The following is a 15,290-nucleotide window of genomic DNA, read 5'->3' as shown; positions in this document are numbered from 1 at the left end:
GCTGGGAGAGTCCTGAGAGGGGTCAGCGGCAGCCCCTCTTTGGCTGCCGTCGCCAGCGCGACAAAACCTTGAATAAGGTTTTTAATGTAGGTCGCGGATTTATCCCGATATATTCCTAAAAATACTTTCAGGCTAAAATCTGACAACAAACGCTATTGAACGCGAAATAAATTTTACGCTAAATAGATTCCAGTATAGTTAACTTTTTCTCAAAAACGCTTTCACTCATTAATTTAGGATAGTTCTTTAACAAGAACTTAGTGATTTCTTCTTGGTTATCAATAACATTATTTTCAGCGCTAATACTCATAAACCCATAGTCTATGATAGTTTTTAAATCACCAATGTAAGTAACCGTATTTTCTTTGACTTCAAAACCTTCATTTCTATCCAGTAGGAAGTAGTGGTTACCAAATACTATTTGCCACCATTTATAATGACCAACTGGAAGTTTGAAAATATTATGATCGCTATTTTTATCAGGTGTGAATTCTACTTTTTTTGAAAGACCGGCATCATTACTTTCCCCTTGGTAAACCGCTATATATTTTAAATGAGGAACAAATATGTTACCAACTTCATCTGTATTTGAAATTAAATTTGTAACAACTATTCCTTCAGAATTACTTATACTCTGCCCATCTATATGTTTTTCTTGAATCATAGAACATGCTGATAAAAGAAGCATAGCAATAACAAATATTGTACTTTTTAGAGATCTCATCATATTTTAAAGTTTTAATTATTTTGCGTTAATAGTACCCAATACGTAACAATAATAAAATACTGAAATTAAGAAATACATAGCTGCCTTAGACCACAACCCGTGAGCCTGCATTCACACTCCCCTAAGTCAAACATCAACCTCACATTTACGTTCACATCAATTATATTTTCAAGGAAATAGCGTGATGCTTGGGTGACTAGTGACCGAAACGAAGTTTCGCAGCGCGAGGAAGTGGAAGCATGGATGCTGACAGGAACCCTGCTTTAGGGATGAATTATTTACAGCAGAATTAAATTGGAAAACTCGCCCCTTGGTTGCCGCCAGCAATCTGGCAAAAACCTTGAATAAGGTTTTTAATGTAGGTCGCGGATTTATCCCGACAAAAGTTAGCAGTAGGAATCATCAGCCAAGGTGATACAATTTTTGGGCTATAGCCGACTCCTACAACAATATTGAGCTCGGTGTAGCATGAAGCGCCTCTGTGGTGAAATAAATTTATTTTTCGCCCTAAAGGACGACCTACAACAAACTATTGCGAGCGAAATAAATTTCACGCCTACGGTATCGAATTCAGCCATAGCAATATACGGGCACAAACAACTTATTACTTACAGCTCTTTTGATTTAATCTGATAGCTCCTTTCCCCCTTTCCCCTCGCTAACTGTCCCCTCGCTAACTTGTTGAGTTTCGCTCCGCTCTACCCAATCTACCCGCCGCTTTCTTCACGCCACAAAAAAGCCGTTGCTTTGCGGCAACGGCTTTTATAATCATTTGAAAATTATAAAAAATTAATCTCTATAATTCTCGATTGGGGCACAGCTACAAACTAGGTTACGGTCGCCGTATACGTCATCGATACGGGTTACTGTAGGCCAGAATTTGTCTTTTGCTACGCTTGGTACTGGGAATGCTGCGTAGAAACGGTCGTATGCGCGATCCCACTCATTGCCTAGTACGTCTGCTTGTGTGTGCGGTGCAAACACTAGCGGGTTGTTTTCAATTGACCATTCGCCAGATGCGATACGGTCGATTTCTGACTTGATTGACACCATTGCTTCGATGAAACGGTCGATCTCAACTTTAGACTCAGACTCAGTTGGCTCAATCATTAGTGTGCCAGCTACTGGGAATGACATAGTTGGTGAATGGAAGCCGTAATCTTGTAGACGTTTAGCTACATCCATTTCAGTGATGCCTGTTTGCTCTTTAAGTGGGCGTAGGTCAACAATACACTCGTGCGCAACGCGGTTGTTACGGCCACGGTATAAAATTGGGTAGTGCTCGCTTAGCTTCTCAGATAAGTAGTTAGCGTTCACGATAGCCATTTCTGTTGCTTGTTTTAAGCCTTCAGAGCCCATCATGGCGATGTATGCCCACGAGATTGGTAAAATAGCCGCTGAGCCGTAAGGGGCAGCAGAAACCGCACCGTTACCGATGTTTGTGCCAGCAACATTAATTACGCTGTGGTTAGGCATAAATGGCGCTAGGTGAGATTTAACACCGATTGGGCCAACACCTGGACCACCACCACCGTGTGGAATACAGAATGTTTTGTGTAGGTTAAGGTGCGATACGTCAGAACCGATTGAACCTGGGCTTGTAACACCTACTTGCGCGTTCATGTTTGCGCCGTCCATGTACACTTGACCGCCGTGCTGGTGCACGATGTCACAGATTTCACGAATTGTTTCTTCGTAAACACCGTGTGTAGATGGGTAAGTGATCATGATACAAGATAGGTTTTCAGATACCTCTTCGGCTTTCGCTTTAAGGTCTGCCATATCAACGTTACCGTTTTTATCACAGTCAACAACCACGATTTTCATGCTTGCCATTTGTGCAGACGCTGGGTTTGTACCGTGCGCTGAACTTGGGATCAAACATACGTTACGGTGACCTTCACCGCGTGACTCGTGGTATTTACGAATCGCGATTAAGCCTGCGTATTCACCTTGTGCACCTGAGTTAGGTTGTAGTGAAACTGCATCGTAACCTGTGATGTTTACTAACCAATCATGTAGCTCAGTCATCATGATTTGGTAACCCGCTGCCTGATCAAGTGGGCAGAATGGGTGTAAATTTGCAAACTCAGGCCAAGTGATTGGGATCATCTCAGCTGTCGCATTAAGTTTCATCGTACATGAACCTAATGAGATCATTGAGTGGTTAAGCGCTAAGTCTTTGTTCTCTAGGCGCTTGATGTAACGCAACATTTCAGTCTCGCTGTGGTACGAGTTGAAGTTAGGGTGCGTTAAAATTTCGTCATCGCGTACTAGGCTTGCAGGAATAGAGTTGCTGCCGTTTACTTCGATTTCGTTTGCTAGCGCATCAACGCTTAGGCCGTGATCTTCACCTAAAATGATGTCGAATAGCTCAGCTACGTCTGCACGCGTTGTTGTTTCTGATACAGAAATTGAGTATTCACCTGCGCGGTTAGACGCAAAGTTAACGCCGTGCTCTACTGCACGTGCAACGATTTCGTCTTTATTATCTGCAACAACAGTCAGTGTATCGAACCATGTGTCGTGCTTAAGGTTTACACCTTTCGCTTTTAAGCCTGCCGCTAAGATATCTGCAAAACGGTGGATACGCTCAGCGATAGTTTTAAGGCCCTGTGGACCGTGGTAAACCGCGTAGAACGCTGCCATGTTCGCTAGTAGTACTTGCGCTGTACAGATGTTTGAGTTGGCTTTTTCACGACGAATGTGTTGTTCACGTGTTTGCATTGCCATACGTAGTGCGTCGTTACCTAAACGGTCTTTAGAAACACCGATAATACGACCTGGTAGTGAACGCTTGTACTTGTCGCGTGTTGCGAAGAATGCAGCGTGTGGACCACCGTAACCCATAGGTACACCAAAACGCTGTGCTGAACCAAGTACTACGTCTGCACCTAATTTGCCTGGCGCTTTAAGCATTAATAAGCTCATGATGTCTGCAGCAACACAGGCAATCGCTTTTTTGTCTTGTACTTGTGCGATTAGGTCAGTTACGTCAGTGATTTCACCAGTTGTTGATGGGTATTGGAATAACGCACCAAAAATCTCATGATTAGCCGCTTCGCTTGCAGGACCAACAACAACTTCAAAACCAAACTGGTCTGCACGTGTAGCAACAACGTCGATTGTTTGTGTATGTACGTCATCAGCAATGAAGAAGATGTTAGCTTTTTTAGCTTTAGCAACACGCTTTGCAAGGCCCATTGCTTCTGCAGCAGCCGTTGACTCGTCAAGTAATGACGCGCTTGCTAAATCAAGACCAGTTAGGTCTAGGGTCATAGTCTGGAAGTTTAATAATGATTCTAAACGACCTTGTGCAATCTCTGGTTGGTATGGTGTATACGCAGTGTACCAGCCTGGGTTCTCAAGTACGTTACGTAAAATTACGTGTGGTACGTGAGTTGGGTGGTAACCTTGACCGATGTATGATTTGAACACTTTATTTTTGCTTGCTACTGATTTTAAGTAGCTTAGTGTTTCAACTTCAGTGCGGCTTTCGCCAATTGATAAACCTTGCTCTAAGCGAATGCTTGCAGGTACCGTTTGACCGATCAGCTCTTCAACACTCGATACTCCAAGAGCGCTCAGCATGTCGCTTACTTGCGCTGGGCTTGGCCCAATGTGGCGGCGAATAAAATCTTGCTTTTGCTCTAATTGTTCAAGAGATTTGGCGTTTGACATTTGTCCAGATTCCTATGATCCAAAAAAAAGTGGTTACTGCCAATGGGTAACTGGCAATAACTTAAAAACAGGTTGATTCAGTAACTTACAGCGTATGGAAAAGTAAGCTATAAAATCATAAAAGCCCCTGTGAAACCCAAGCAGCGCATTTAATTAGCTGGGGATCTAGACGGGGCTTTTAGTCGGCGTGACTAATTAATTAGTCTTCGTCGATTGTGTTAGCGTAGCCTTCAGCGTCTAACAGGTTATCAAGCTCTGATGTGTCAGATGCTTTGATACGGAATAACCAACCGTCAGTGTACGGGTCGTTATTTACTGTTTCAGGCGAATCTTCAAGCTCTTCGTTGATTGCAACGATTTCACCGCCGATTGGTGCGTAGATGTCTGATGCTGCTTTTACAGACTCAGCTACTGCGCAGTCTTCACCCGCGTCAACTTCATCACCAACTTCTGGTAATTCAACGAATACCATGTCGCCAAGAAGTTCTTGTGCGTGCTCAGTGATACCTACAGTAAACGTACCGTCACCTTCGTCGCGAACCCACTCGTGTGAAGTAGCATATTTTAATTCGCTTGGGATATTGCTCATCTTTTTGTTCCTTTGGTTTATATTGGGTGATAACACCAAATTTTTTATAGTTTAGATAACTGATTTGCCGTTACGTACAAAGCAAGGTTTAACAACCTTAACGTTAACCAGTTTTTTACGCATCTCTACTTGGGCTGTTTCGCCAGTTGAACGCGGAACGCGTGCTAGCGCAACACTGTGACCAAGGGTTGGTGAGAATGTACCAGAGGTAATCACCCCTTCACCACCTTCAACGATGACTTTTAAACCGCTACGCAATACGCCTTTTTCTTCAAGCACTAAGCCAACTAGTTTGTCTGTGCTCTTATCAGCGCGTTGCTGCTCTAATACTTCACGACCGATAAACTTACGATCTTCTGGCTCCCATGCGATTGTCCACGCCATGTTTGCAGCAAGTGGAGAAACACTTTCGTCCATATCTAGGCCGTATAGGTTCATACCCGCTTCAAGACGTAACGTATCACGCGCACCTAGACCTGCTGGCGCTACGCCTGCGTCTAGAAGTTGTTGCCATAAATCAGCAGCTTGATCGTTAGGCACTACGATTTCATAACCATCTTCGCCAGTATAGCCTGTTGTCGCAATAAATAAATCACCTGCTTGCACACCAAAGAAAGGCTTCATACCTTCAACAGCAGCTTGTTGCTCTGCATTAAGTACTGCTGCTGTTTTAGCACGTGCGTTAGGGCCTTGAACGGCAATCATTGCAAACTCAGGACGCTCAGTAACCGTTACGGCGAAATCAGCCGAAACTTTAGCTAAATGCGCTAAATCTTTTTCACGTGTTGCTGAGTTAACTACTAAACGGTAGTTCGTTTCTGAGAAGAAGTAGATGATTAGGTCGTCGATTACGCCGCCTTCTTCGTTAAGCATACCTGTGTAAAGTGCTTTACCTGGTACAGTTAACTTAGCAACGTCGTTTGCAACTAGCTTACGTAAGAACGCTTGTGCTTGCTCGCCTTGAATATCGACAATAGTCATGTGAGATACGTCAAACATACCTGCATCTGTGCGAACCGCATTATGCTCTTCGATTTGTGAGCCGTAGTTGATTGGCATTTCCCAGCCGTGGAAATCAACCATTTTTGCGCCAGCTTCAAGGTGCTTAGCATGTAAAACTGTTTTAGAAGTCATAATATTCCTTCACTTTTAAATTAACCCACAAGTTGTGGGGCGTGGCCTCAATTTAATGAGGGGGAATAACATGGGCGGCGATTATACATTAGTTGCACAGTTGTCACACCCAAATTGCGATTTTGTAACTAAAAAACAGCTAAACACCCAAGTGCGTAGCTGTTTTAAAAATTTTATATTTTAAGCAACGTTGGCTAAGGCTAAATCAAAGCCGAGCTGCTGTAAGTGCGTTTGCCATTTATCAAGCTCTGCTTGGCGCGCCACCAGCTGAAATTGCTGTGTTGCTTGGTTATCTATGGCGGTAATAAATACCTCACCACTTTGTGCACCATAACAACTGCGCATGTCTGATAAACGCAGCCCCGGCGTTAGCTTAAAGCTGTCGACCAAGGCATCAAACGCTTGCTCACCACTTAGGGTTAGTGCGCTTAAATCGTCACGCATTACATAATCAATGTCGTAACGTAGTTGTTGCTCATTAATAAGCGACTGTAATTGCACGCAGGCATCTTTACCTAATACAAAACGAAATGCAGTTTCGTTAAAGTAATACAGGGCATAAGCGTAGCTGCTTGTTAGGTCATCGTCTAATGAACTACGTAAGCCTAAACCGCTGGCGGTTAGCTTATTAATATCAAGACCTAAAATAGCCGTTAAAAATGGGATTGCTTCAGTGCCACTAAAATCCATAATGGCAGTATCGCTATTTGCTTGTAGCACGTTGTCTGCTGGGGTCTCAGCTTGGCTGTGGCGAGCAAACATTATTGGCGTAAAAGTCATATGTGACACCTATCAATCGTTAATGCTTGAAGTATATTGCGCCGTGCTAGCAACAACAAATTGTAATTATTTATCAATTGATAAATAATGCTTATATACATAGCCCTATAAATAGAATTTTTTAATGAAAAACATTTCTACCGATAGTTTACGTACTTTAGTCACTGTTGTTGAAGTTGGCGGGTTTGCCAAAGCAGGTGAATTATTGGGGCTATCGCAACCGGCTGTGAGCTTACAAATAAAGCGCCTAGAAGACATGCTGGGCCATAAGCTGTTTAAAAAGCAAGGCCAGCGCCAAGTGCTTAATCAATATGGCGAACTGCTTATGCCATTAGCTAAGCAAATGCTGCAACAAAACGATGCCATTTTGCAGCAGTTCACCAGCGAAAACGTGACCGGTAAAGTGCGCTTGGGGATCCCCAGTGAATTTGCCGCTCGTATTTTACCGTCGATCATTGGTGACTTCGTGGCCCTCTACCCTGACGTATCGCTCGAAGTGCGCTCTCGTTTGAGTAAGCATTTATTGTCGGTCTCGCGCCAAGATCAATTCGATTTAGTACTGGCATTAAACGAAGAGCTAGAATCTGCCAAATTCCCTATTTTTATGCAAGACCAACTAGTATGGGTGGGTGATTTAAACCTTGCACAGAACGATGTGGTAACGCTTGTAACCGCCCCCGAGGGATGTATTTATCGCCGCCGCGCAATCGAGGCGCTACAAAGTGCGGGTATTAAATACCGCATTGCCTACAGTAATGCCGACTTAACCGGCCTAACTGCGGCATTAAAAGAAGGCTTAGGCATTACGGTGCTTGCAAAAAGCACCGTACCGAATGAGCTTAATTACCAAATACAAACCAAGGACCTCCCCGAGCTTGGTCAAATCGGTATTAGTTTAATTAAACGCACCGACGATCCCGGCACCGCCGTAGATAAACTCGCCGAATTCATTGCCCTACGTTTGACTTAGGATTGAGTTGCGAGTTGCGAGTTGCGAGTTGCGAGTTAGCAAGTTAGCAAGTTAGCAAGTTAGCAAGTTAGCAAGATTGTAGCAGCGATTTTATATCGCGTAGGAATTTAGCTAGGTGCTAGGTGCTAGGTGCTAGGTGCTAACAGCATAGACTTTTTTCGGCGTTAAAACGCCTCCTACAACTCGCATCTCGTTCCTCGTATCTCGCAAACTTTCCCCTTTACTCTTTCTAACTCGCTAACTTTTAATCTGATAGCTAACGGTTGAAAGCTGATGGCTCCAAACGTTAGGCTTAGATAAGCATCGCGCGAAATAAATTTCACGCCTACGGGTATGCATTTCACTGAGACTGCGTGCAGGCTGATCTGACTTATAGCTTAAAGCTTACAGCTCTGTTGTTTTAATCTAACTTCTAACCACTGATATCTAATAACTCTTTTTTCGGCGTTAAAACGCCTCCTACATCTCGCATCTCGTTCCTCTTATCTCGCAAACTTTCCCCTTTACTCTTTCTAACTCGCTAACTTTTAATCTGATAGCTGACGGCTGAAAGCTAATGGCTCCACCCTATTAAGTTTTACTTAACACCTCCCCAAAACCAATATCGTAATACAATACTACTGTATTTCTTATATCTTATTTATTTCAAAAACTTACAGTTCAGAGCTGTTTTATTACAAATAGGATTGATTCGCATTATTTTACATGTTTTAATTGCGCCGGTTAAAAAAATCTAAACATATACAGGACACACAATGACACCTAAGTTTATTGTTTCTACGCTTTCGACTGCGGTCGCTTTATCTTTAAGCGCTAATGCTTTTGCAAAAGATGTAACTAAAGAAGAGAAGAACTTCGAGCAAATCACTGTAATTGGCTCTGCATCTGCAATTAACGATATTCCTGGCTCTGCTACTTTTATTGATGAGCAAGAACTAGAAAAGTTTGAATATACTGATATATCTCGTGTTTTAAGTGCTGTACCGGGTGTATATGTACAAGAAGAAGACGGCTACGGCCTTCGTCCTAACATCGGTATGCGTGGTACGGGTACAGGTCGTAACGACAAAATCTCAGTAATGGAAGATGGTGTACTTGTAGCACCAGCACCTTACTCAGCGCCTTCTGCTTACTACTTCCCTACTATGGGTCGTATGGAGTCTATCGAAGTACTTAAAGGTGCAGCTTCTGTAAAGTATGGCCCGCGTACAACAGGCGGTGTTTTAAACTTAGTTTCTCGTAGCTTACCAACTGAAGGGTCTAAAGGTTTACTTAACGCCGAGCTTGGTAGCGACGGTTTCTACAAAGGTCATGCTTACTTCGGTAAAAAGAAAAACAATGCTGCGGGCCTTGTAGAAGTATTTACTTACGGTGCAGATGGCTTTAAAGATTTACCTGTAGGTAGCGACAACACAGGATTTGAAAAGAACGATTTCTTATTAAAGTTTGGCTTTGACTTTGGTGACAACGAAGCACACAGCCTAGAAATGAAGTTAAAATACTCAGACGAGCGCTCTGACGAAACGTACATGGGCTTAACTGACGCTGATTACCAAGCAAACCCTTACCGTCGTTATGCTGCATCGCAAAACGATGAAATGAACACACAACACAATGCATACCAAATCAACTATGCATACCGCTTTGGTAAAGGTTACGAGTTACTTGCTACAGCTTACCTGAACGATTTCCACCGTAACTGGTATAAAGCAAGCAAAGTAAGCAGCAGCTACCTTGAGCAATACAGCGAGTTTGAAGCAAACCCAACGAGCGAAGGTATTGAAGGTGTTGGCGTAAAAGCGAATAACCGTGATTACCAAGCGAAAGGCTTACAAACTGAATTCCATATCCCAGCGGGCAACCACTACATCACTGTGGGTGCACGTTACCACGAAGATGAAATGGATCGTTTCCAATGGGAAGACAAGTACACGCTTAACCAAGACCTATCAATGACGCTTACAGAAAAAGGCGTTCCAGGTTCAAACAGCAACCGTTTAGATAGCGCAGAAGCGACTACCCTTTTCATTCAAGATGAGTGGTCACTTGATGCATTAGTTATTAGCGCAGGTCTTCGCTACGAAGACATCACAATCAAACGTGTTGAATGGGCTAAGTCTGATCCTAACCGTGAAAATGGCCTAACAAAAGATATCAGCAACGACACTGAGATCTTAGTACCATCACTAGGTGCTACTTACACTGTTAGCGATAACCTAACGCTTCTTGCTGGTATTCAAAAAGGTTACGCACCAGCAGCCCCTGGTAATGCGGATCAAGAAGAAGAAGAGAGTGTTAACATTGAGCTAGGTGGTCGTTACGATTACGCAGGCATTCAAGGTGAAGTAATTTACTTTAACTCTGACTACACAAACATGCACGGTAACTGTACTGCGGCTGTAGGTTGTAGCGATGACAACATCGGCGACCAATACAACTATGGTGAAGTATCTGTGTCTGGCTTTGAGCTAAGTGCAGGTAAAGTATTTGCTACTAATGCAGCTTCGTTCCCAGTTCGCTTAACTTACACTTACACGGATTCTGAGTTCGACAACGCGTTTGAATCAGATCTTTGGGGTAGCGTAGAAAAAGGCGATGCAATGCCATACGTGCCTGAAAACCAATTAGCGCTTTCAGTGGGTGCTGAGTTCTCAAGCTTTGTATTCGATACACAAATGCGTTATGTGTCTGATGCACACGCAGACTTAACTAGCTCAGGTCGCAATGCAATCGACAGCCGCGTTGTATGGGATTTAGCTGCTAAATACCTAATCGACGACAAACAAAAAGTATACTTAACAGTAGACAACCTGTTTGACAAAACCTACGTTGCAAACCGTGCAAATGGCGGTATTCAACCGGGTAAACCACGTACCCTACAACTAGGTTACAGCTACTCGTTCTAATAAAACGACTTAGCGAAATATCAAAAGCCGTGTGATGATAATCCCACGGCTTTTTTGTGGGTGAGAGTTGCGAGTTGCGAGTTGCGAGTTGCGAGTTTTCAAAATTGTAGCAGCGATTTTATGTTGCGTAGGAATGGTTAAAGGTGCTAGGTGCTAGGTGCTAGGTGCTAGGTGCTAGGTGCTAACAGCATAGTGTTTTTTTGGGTTGGAATACCTCCCCCCTTTGACTTTTTTCGGCGTTAAAACGCCTCCTACACCTCGCATCTCGGCCCTCGAAACTCGTACCTTTACTCTTTCTAACTCGCTAACTTTTCAATCTGATAGCTGACGACTGATGGCTCCAAGCGTTGGGTTTCGCTCCGCTCTTCCCAACCTACGAGCTAATAAATCAAGCAATGTAAGTCGTCATTTATGGCGACACATAATCACTAACATCGACGGGCTAAAGCCCGACCTACGACTTACCCGTTGGTTTGAGAAGCATCGCGCGAAATAAATTTCACGCCTACAGGTGAGCATTTCAGCTCTTTTGTTTTCAATCTGATAGCTGAAGGCTGAAAGCTGATAGCTTTAGTTTAAGATCAAAAAAGCCGCGGTGATGGGCGTACCGCGGCTTTGCCTAACTTGAAAATAATCTACTGGATTACTTCCAGCTTCTCATCTTATGGCCTTTTAGGGCATAGAATAAAATGAATACATAACTTGGGATCATAACAACATAAGCGCCTTGTGCACCTAGGCCTGCTACGTTTCCTAAACCGATTAATAATGGGCCTAGTGCACCACCAGCAATGCCCATGATCAATAAGCCTGATGCAGTGCCTGTTAAGCGACCTAAGCCAGCTAAAGCCAGTGGCCAAATTGCAGGCCAAACCATGGCATTAGCAAAGCCTAATAACGCAATGCATAACAATGGGTCTGGTAATTGTGGGCCACCAAATGGCACTAATAATAGGTTTGAAATAATAAACGAGTCATTACTACCAAGTACCACTAACAACACGGTGATAATACCAGCAATACCCGACATTAATAACGCCGTTTGTTGGCTCATAAAGCGTGGAATAGTCAAAATACCAATCGCGTAACCAATCAACATACACGCCATAGTGTAAGAGGTCATAACTGAGTAGTCGGCAACGCCAATTTGTAAAGCGTACGAGCCAATGGTATCTGCTGCAATAACTTCAACAGCAACGTATAAAGCAATACCCACGACACCTAAAACTAAGTGAGGATGTGCTAGGGTTTCTTTAATTTCACCTTTACCGTTTGATGTTTCGTCTTCATCAAACACTAAATCAGGTAATGGTGCAAATTTCGCAAAGGCAGCAAATAACATGATTAACGCAGCAATCAATACATAAGGCATGATAAGGCTATTTGCCATAATATCTTTTTGTTCTTGCGATAATTTACCTGCGCCATCAACCACACCGCTTACTACTACAGCTGCAAAAATCACAGGCACGATAACACCCGCAAATTTGTTTAATAAGCCCATGATACACACGCGCACAGCGGCTGATTTTTCAGAGCCCATTTTCACCACATATGGGTTAACAGCGGTTTGTAGCACGGTTTGTCCAACACCTATCATTAACTGTGCGAACAAGAAAATTTCGATCATTTGCAGTTTCGCAGCCGGAATATACATCAGCGCCGATAAAGCCATAATCGCACAGCCAATCGCCATACCATTCTTATAACCAACGCGCTTGATCAGCATAGCCGATGGGATACCGGCAACTGTTACCGCAATATAAAAAGAAGAGATGATAAACGAAGCTTGTAACGGCGAAAGCTCAAGCATTTGCTGCAAAAACGGTGTGATTGCACCATTAAGCCACGTTATACACCCTAAGATAAAAAACATTGAGCCGGCCAATACCATTGGCAGCCAGATGCTTTGTTTTGTGTTGTTGTCACACTCAACCGTTGCTTCCATAATTGTTCTCTTAGTTTAATTATTTTTATTTGGTTGGAATCTAGTATACAACTCAACAGAGTTGTTTAATTTCCATACCAATCACAAAAATTTAATCATACACTAACAAAAATGACAGCGCTATCATTTTGCGTTCATATAAGTGCAAAAAAGCCGCAGCTAATTGCTTAACTGCGGCTTAAACTAAGTAGTAACAACTAGTTAGGTGTTATTTACCAATTGCTTCTTTTGCGAACAAATGTTTAATTGGGCCAAGGTTGTCTACAAGGCTTAAACCAACGCCACGTACAAGTTTTTTCAGTGGGTTAGCGCCTGCAAATAGCTCTTTTAAGCCTTGCATCATAGCAATGTGCTTTTGTGCATCAAGCTTACGAGTACGTTCATAATCACGCAGCGTGCGTGCACTTGCAAACTCGCCTTGCTCATTACTTAATAGCTCAATTAAATAAGCGGCGTCTTTTAGGCCAAGGTTCATACCTAAACCAGCTAATGGATGAATGGTATGCGCTGCATCGCCCATTAATACCACTTTACCCGACACCCACTGCTGGGCATAACGCATCTTAAGTGGAAACGCCATGCGCTCACTTTGCACTTCACATAAACCACATTGGCCATCGAGAGCTGCCATAACCGCTTTATTAAAGTTGCTATCATCAAGCGCTAGAAGTGTTTCACAATGCTCTGGGCTTGTTGACCAAACAATTGAGTGCGTATGTTTATCTGGCAAGGGTAAAAACGCCAGCGGCCCAGTGGGCAAAAACACTTGGCGTGCCGTGTTGTTATGCTCATCAGCGGTTCTAACTGTGGCAACAATGGCGTGATGGTCATAATCTTTAAAAGTAATTGGCATGTTGAACTGCTTACGAATAGCCGAGTTAGCCCCATCAGCCGCCACTAATAACTTAGCAATTACAGGCTCGCCGCTTTCAAGAGTAATAAACACATCAGAATCAGTTTGATGAATTTGCTGATAGCGGGTTTCGAACAATAAAGTGGCATTACTTTGCTTTTCAAGTTCGCTAATTAAAGCGTAGCGAATAATGTCGTTTTCAACGATATGACCTAACTGCGGCAAATCGAGATCGTTATGATCAAAATGGATTTTGCCAAAGCTGTCTTGATCACGTACATCCATCGAGGTATACGGTGTAGCACGTTGTTTAATGATCTCTGGCCATACATTTAAAGACTCAAATAAGCTCTGACTAGCTAAGCTTAATGCGCTCACGCGAAGTGCGTAATCATCACCCGGTAAGGTTTGATTTTTACTCGCATCAATCACCACAACGCTGATATCTGCTTTTGCTAAACCTAGTGCTAGCGTAAGGCCAACACAGCCACCACCGACAATACAAACTTGTGCTTGTTTCATATCCGTTTACCTTGCTTAACCTGACCCATAAGCTGTTTTGCCAGCGGGGTTTTTAACGAGGAGAATAAATCCATTGAGAAAAGACCAATGCTGCGACCAAGCGCAAGCAATCGTGATGAGTTAGAGAACAAACGCACTAGGCTGTCTGTGAGTGTCATCACGGTAGTAATATCTTTACTGCGAGTTTGGCTGTAATAACGGGTAAAGGTGTAATCACCAAGGTCGTCTCTATTTGCCATATCACACAGTAGTTGCACATCACGCAGGCCTAAATTAAAGCCCTGCCCTGCGATAGGGTGAATAGCGTGCCCTGCATTACCAATTAATACCGTACGGTGGCTGCTCAGTGATTCTGCTTTACCATACACAAGCGGATAACTTGCACGCATACCCACTTTACTAAATGAACCGCCGCAGTAACCAAATGCTTTTTGCAACTCAGCTAAAAAGGCATCGTCTTCAAGCGCCATAGTGTGCTCAATTTGCTCAGGCTCCATGCACCACACCAGTGAGTATCGATTATTACTCATTGGCAATAGGGCCATTGGGCCGTGCTCAGTAAAACGCTCAAAAGCATGATGATGATGACCACCAGCCACTTCGATGTTAGCAATAATCGCCGCTTGCTGATAAGCGCGAGTATTAAACTCTATATTAGCTAGTTTACGGCTTTGCGAATGAGCACCATCGGCAATCACCACAAGCTTTGCGCTTAACTGCTCACCCGAGCTTAGCGTGATGTTGGCAAAATCGCTTTGGTATTCAAGCTTGGCAACCGTATCAGGGCAAAACAAACTAACATCAGTACGAGTAAGTTGCTGATGAAGGCTGCGCCCAAATGGGTTCACTTCGACCACATAACCAAGGGCATCATGGCCATATTCTTGGCAATCAATATGTGTTTTACCAAAATGACCACGGTCAGACACAGTTACTTTTTCAATCGCTGCCGCAAATGGCGCTTGGCAATCAAACGCATTGATTGATTTTAAGTACTGAACAGACTGCTGAGCCAGCGCAATGCTTCTATCATCAAAGCTTGGGTGATAGTCTGCGCTTACTTCATTTGCTTCAATTACAGCGATTGATAACTGATTATTGCTCTGTTTTAGACCCAGAGCACAACTTGCTCCCGCCATTCCACCGCCGATAATGACAACATCAAACTGCTTTGCCACGC

At 43.4% G+C, this 15,290-nt stretch carries 10 protein-coding genes; 2 read left to right on the top strand and 8 right to left on the bottom strand.

Annotated features, from left to right (window positions below):
- Window positions 1–178: 178 nt before the first annotated feature.
- From WA256_RS00860 to WA256_RS00840, 5 genes are all read right to left on the bottom strand, one after another.
- Window positions 179–664: a hypothetical protein gene (locus tag WA256_RS00860; protein WP_335988305.1), complete on the bottom strand. Its 486-nt coding sequence runs from the start codon at window positions 662–664 to the stop codon at window positions 179–181.
- Window positions 665–1,516: 852 nt separating this feature from the next.
- A complete protein-coding gene (gcvP, locus tag WA256_RS00855; protein WP_335988303.1) occupies window positions 1,517–4,408 on the bottom strand; it encodes an aminomethyl-transferring glycine dehydrogenase in 2,892 nt (963 codons plus the stop codon).
- Between the two features lie 199 nt (window positions 4,409–4,607).
- Complete coding sequence (gcvH, locus tag WA256_RS00850) at window positions 4,608–4,997, bottom strand: glycine cleavage system protein GcvH (RefSeq protein ID WP_054551324.1); 390 nt, start codon at window positions 4,995–4,997, stop codon at window positions 4,608–4,610.
- A 51-nt stretch (window positions 4,998–5,048) separates the two neighbouring features.
- Entirely contained in the window at window positions 5,049–6,131 is a 1,083-nt protein-coding gene (gcvT, locus tag WA256_RS00845) for a glycine cleavage system aminomethyltransferase GcvT (protein ID WP_335988300.1), read from the bottom strand.
- A gap of 180 nt (window positions 6,132–6,311) precedes the next feature.
- Window positions 6,312–6,911, bottom strand: a complete 600-nt coding sequence (locus WA256_RS00840) for a hypothetical protein (protein ID WP_335988298.1) — start codon at window positions 6,909–6,911, stop codon at window positions 6,312–6,314.
- 124 nt (window positions 6,912–7,035) lie between these two features.
- On the opposite strand from WA256_RS00840, the gene WA256_RS00835 reads away from it, so the two are divergent.
- Together WA256_RS00835 and WA256_RS00830 are read left to right on the top strand one after the other, a co-directional pair.
- Entirely contained in the window at window positions 7,036–7,881 is an 846-nt protein-coding gene (locus WA256_RS00835; RefSeq protein ID WP_054551321.1) for a LysR family transcriptional regulator, read from the top strand.
- A 755-nt stretch (window positions 7,882–8,636) separates the two neighbouring features.
- On the top strand, window positions 8,637–10,787 hold the full coding sequence (locus tag WA256_RS00830; protein ID WP_335988294.1) for a TonB-dependent receptor family protein: 2,151 nt from the start codon (window positions 8,637–8,639) through the stop codon (window positions 10,785–10,787).
- Between the two features lie 643 nt (window positions 10,788–11,430).
- Here the strand turns inward: WA256_RS00830 and nagP are convergent.
- From nagP to ubiH, 3 genes are all read right to left on the bottom strand, one after another.
- Window positions 11,431–12,735 carry an N-acetylglucosamine MFS transporter NagP gene (gene nagP / locus WA256_RS00825; RefSeq protein ID WP_269408838.1) on the bottom strand — a complete coding sequence of 435 codons (1,305 nt, stop codon included), beginning with the start codon at window positions 12,733–12,735 and terminating at the stop codon, window positions 11,431–11,433.
- A 208-nt stretch (window positions 12,736–12,943) separates the two neighbouring features.
- The gene (locus tag WA256_RS00820; RefSeq protein WP_062564943.1) at window positions 12,944–14,110 is read right to left on the bottom strand and encodes an FAD-dependent monooxygenase; all 1,167 of its coding nucleotides are present in this window, start codon (window positions 14,108–14,110) and stop codon (window positions 12,944–12,946) included.
- Entirely contained in the window at window positions 14,107–15,288 is a 1,182-nt protein-coding gene (ubiH, locus tag WA256_RS00815; protein ID WP_130166876.1) for a 2-octaprenyl-6-methoxyphenyl hydroxylase, read from the bottom strand. Before ubiH ends, WA256_RS00820 begins: the two co-directional genes overlap by 4 nt.
- Window positions 15,289–15,290 lie beyond the last annotated feature (2 nt).

This window comes from Pseudoalteromonas sp. CH_XMU1449-3 (assembly GCF_037027245.1).
In the GTDB taxonomy this organism is placed as follows: domain Bacteria; phylum Pseudomonadota; class Gammaproteobacteria; order Enterobacterales; family Alteromonadaceae; genus Pseudoalteromonas; species Pseudoalteromonas shioyasakiensis.
This window is presented reverse-complemented; position numbering and strand designations above follow the sequence as displayed.

Coding starts and splice junctions, on each gene's coding strand:
- gcvT (WP_335988300.1), bottom strand. CDS start 6,131: ATGACTTCTAAAACAGTTTTACATGCTAAGCACCTTGAAGCTGGCGCA.
- WA256_RS00840 (WP_335988298.1), bottom strand. CDS start 6,911: ATGACTTTTACGCCAATAATGTTTGCTCGCCACAGCCAAGCTGAGACC.
- WA256_RS00860 (WP_335988305.1), bottom strand. CDS start 664: ATGATTCAAGAAAAACATATAGATGGGCAGAGTATAAGTAATTCTGAA.
- gcvH (WP_054551324.1), bottom strand. CDS start 4,997: ATGAGCAATATCCCAAGCGAATTAAAATATGCTACTTCACACGAGTGG.
- gcvP (WP_335988303.1), bottom strand. CDS start 4,408: ATGTCAAACGCCAAATCTCTTGAACAATTAGAGCAAAAGCAAGATTTT.
- WA256_RS00820 (WP_062564943.1), bottom strand. CDS start 14,110: ATGAAACAAGCACAAGTTTGTATTGTCGGTGGTGGCTGTGTTGGCCTT.
- WA256_RS00835 (WP_054551321.1), top strand. CDS start 7,036: ATGAAAAACATTTCTACCGATAGTTTACGTACTTTAGTCACTGTTGTT.
- nagP (WP_269408838.1), bottom strand. CDS start 12,735: ATGGAAGCAACGGTTGAGTGTGACAACAACACAAAACAAAGCATCTGG.
- WA256_RS00830 (WP_335988294.1), top strand. CDS start 8,637: ATGACACCTAAGTTTATTGTTTCTACGCTTTCGACTGCGGTCGCTTTA.